The sequence below is a fragment of the Curtobacterium sp. B8 genome (assembly GCF_000333315.1).
Classification (GTDB): Bacteria; Actinomycetota; Actinomycetes; order Actinomycetales; family Microbacteriaceae; genus Curtobacterium; species Curtobacterium luteum.
In genome coordinates, this window is the sequence record NZ_BACW01000008.1 from 1 (window position 1) to 2,736 (window position 2,736).

Below are 2,736 nucleotides of genomic sequence, written 5' to 3' on the forward strand. Positions count from 1 at the left end.
TGCCCGGGCTGCTCCGGGGAGCGTTCGGGCGACTGCTCGTCGACCAGCCGGGGTGACGACCTCCTTGTGTCCCGGCCTGGAGGCGCGTCGCGGGCCCGCCACGCGCCTCCAGGCCGGCCGACCAGCGCGATCCGCGTGCCGCTGCCGCGTCACCGATGAGCGGGCGCACCAGGCCGTCGTCAGTCGAGCTGGGAGACGCGCACCCAGTCGACGAGCATCTGCTGTGGGAACCGCGTGGTCGCGTCCGGCGACCCGGGCCAGCCGCCGCCGACCGCCACGTTGAGGATGACGAAGAACGGACCGTCGAACACCCAGGGGTTCGACCCGACGTCCGCACGGGTCACCGTGCGGTAGGCGGTGCCGTCGACGGTCCAGGTGATCGAGTCGGGACGCCAGTCGACGCCGAAGACGTGGAAGTCGTCGGCGAAGGCGGCCCCGGACGGGTTGCGGTACGTCGCGGAGATGCCGTTCGCACCCGAGTACCCGGGTCCGTGCACGGTGCCGTGCACGAGCGCGGGTTCGTAGCCGACGTTCTCCATGACGTCGATCTCGCCGCACGCCGGCCAGCCGACCTGTCCGATGTCGGCGCCGAGCATCCAGAACGCCGGCCAGATGCCCTGGCCCCGGGGGATCTTGATGCGCGCCTCGACGCGGCCGTACTGCGCCGTGTAGGTCCCCTCGGACTTCAGGCGGGCGGACGTGTAGGTGCCGTCGGCCTCGCGCCGGGCGGTGATGACCAGGTTGCCCGTGCCGTCGAGCTGCGAGTTCCGGCGGGAGTCCGTGTACGTCTCGAGTTCGCCGTTGCCCCACCCGCCGGCGCCGAGGTCGAAGCGCCAGATCCCGGGGTTCGGAGCGCTTCCGGCGGCGCCGTCGAACTCGTCGGCAGCGAGGAGCGTGCCGGCGGCGGTCGCGGCCCGTGCGGTGGCCGTGCCCGGCAGGAGGGCGGAGGTGGCGGCGGCCGCGGTCGCGGCGGCACCGGTGAGACCGAGCGTCACGAAGCGACGTCGGTCGAAGGCTGGTCCCTGATCCATGTGCGAGATTGTGCGGTGCAACGTCCGCGGACACCAGCATTGCGCCGGAATCCGCAGGTTCGTCGGGCTGCAGTGTTCGGCAGGGTCCGCGTCGCGCGGCGACGGTCTGCGTCGGTCGGTGAGCACGTGGGCTGGTGGTCGGTGTGGCGACCTGTCTGCAGGCCCGTGGATCAGTGGGTCAGGTGCCAGACCAGGGGGAGGATGAGACCGGCCACCCACGCGGCGACGACGAGCAGCCCGCCGACCGCGATCCACCGGCGCCGCCTGCGGAGCTTCGGGCTGCGGTCCTCGCCCCACATCTGGGCGCGGACGAGGACGCGGTTCGCCTGGTCGACGACCTTCCGGACCTCGGGGTCGTCGAGGGGGAGCGACCCGGACCGGGCGTGCTCGGCGATGGCCGTCGCTTCCTCGACGGTCAGGTCGTCCTTGCGCATGGGCCCATCGTCGCACTCAGCGGGGTCGTCGTGCCCGGTGTGGTCTCCGCGCGCGGTGCGGCTTCCGTGCCAGACGGGTTCGCCTCGTACCGGACCGCCACCTCGTACGGCAGCGACGCGCTGAGTTCGTCGACGCGCGGGTCGTGCAGCGTCCGGCCGTCCGCGGTGGGGAGGTCGAGGTAGCTGCGGCGCACCACGTGCCGGTACACGCCGGCACCGGAGGTCCGCCCGACGTGCAGCCGCCACCGCTCGGGATGCCGACGGAGTGACCGGGCCTCGACCGCGGTGGCCGGATCGGTCGCGATCACCGCCCACAGCTCGTCGTCCGTCGCTGCGGCGAGCCCGGCGTCGTCGAGCAGGCCGCCGGTGACGGCGCGCGACACCAGGGCGCGCAGCACCGTCACCGGCACCAGGTTCGCGGGCGACCGCTGTGCGCGGGCCTCTCGGACGGCGAGGTCGACGAGTTCGGCGGCGTCGTCCGGGTCGGCGTCCACGGCGCCGTCGACCAGCCGGAGACGTCGGAGCAGCTCGTGCGGGGGCGTGGTCGTGCGGCCGTGGGCCTGCCCGCTCCGCAGGAAGGAGTCGAGGTGGTCGAGCTTGAGGCCGCCGTGCGCCGGGGTCAGCACCGACGGGCGGCGGCCGTCGTCGATCGCGATGACGCGTTCGGGGTCGACCGGGTACGACCGGGCGAGGTCGTGGACCGCTGCCCGCCCGAGGGTGTGGTGGTCGAGGCCGGCGATGCCCTCGAGCGTGTGGCTGAACGGCAGGTGCCCGACGTCGTGCAGGAGGGCGGCCACCCGGGCGTCGTGGTCGTCCGGGGCGAAGTGCGCGACGAGCGCGAGGACGCCGAGGGAGTGCTCGAGGCGCGAGTACGCCTGGACGGTGGTGATCGACGCGGCACCGGCGTGGGCGACGAACGCGAGACGTCGGACCGGCCACGCGGTGAGCAGCGAACGCTCCGTGGCGGTGAGCACGACCTCGACACGCCAGAGCGGGTCGAACCACACTCCGTCGTGGCCCAGGGTGTCCACCGCGTCGACGTGCACGGCCCCACGCTAGCGGGCGCCACCGACGCACAGCCCCGGGGCAGCTGGGCGGGCGTGTCGGCGGTCGCGTCGCGGCGCTCATCCGACCCGGGCCGGCCGGCCGGCGTCGCACCGAGGCCTTCCTGTGACCCGACGGACCGGTGGGCGGGTAGCACCGGGGGCATGGCACATCGGTTCCGCGGTCAGGTCGTCGTCGTCACAGGAGCATCGAGCGGCATCGGGAGG

The 2,736-nt window shown here is 73.8% G+C and carries 3 protein-coding genes; all 3 read right to left on the minus strand.

The features are described 5' to 3' along the window. Positions 1 to 179 precede the first annotated feature (179 nt). The gene (locus I59_RS00075; RefSeq protein WP_022902118.1) at positions 180 to 1,031 is read right to left on the minus strand and encodes a family 16 glycosylhydrolase; all 852 of its coding nucleotides are present in this window, start codon (positions 1,029 to 1,031) and stop codon (positions 180 to 182) included. Between the two features lie 170 nt (positions 1,032 to 1,201). Then, entirely contained in the window at positions 1,202 to 1,465 is a 264-nt protein-coding gene (locus I59_RS00080; protein ID WP_022902119.1) for a hypothetical protein, read from the minus strand. Then, positions 1,447 to 2,511, minus strand: coding sequence for an HD domain-containing protein (locus tag I59_RS00085; protein WP_022902120.1), 1,065 nt, complete (start codon positions 2,509 to 2,511; stop codon positions 1,447 to 1,449). Before I59_RS00085 ends, I59_RS00080 begins: the two co-directional genes overlap by 19 nt. Positions 2,512 to 2,736: the final 225 nt, after the last annotated feature.

Coding starts and splice junctions, on each gene's coding strand:
- I59_RS00075 (WP_022902118.1), bottom strand. CDS start 1,031: ATGGATCAGGGACCAGCCTTCGACCGACGTCGCTTCGTGACGCTCGGT.
- I59_RS00080 (WP_022902119.1), bottom strand. CDS start 1,465: ATGCGCAAGGACGACCTGACCGTCGAGGAAGCGACGGCCATCGCCGAG.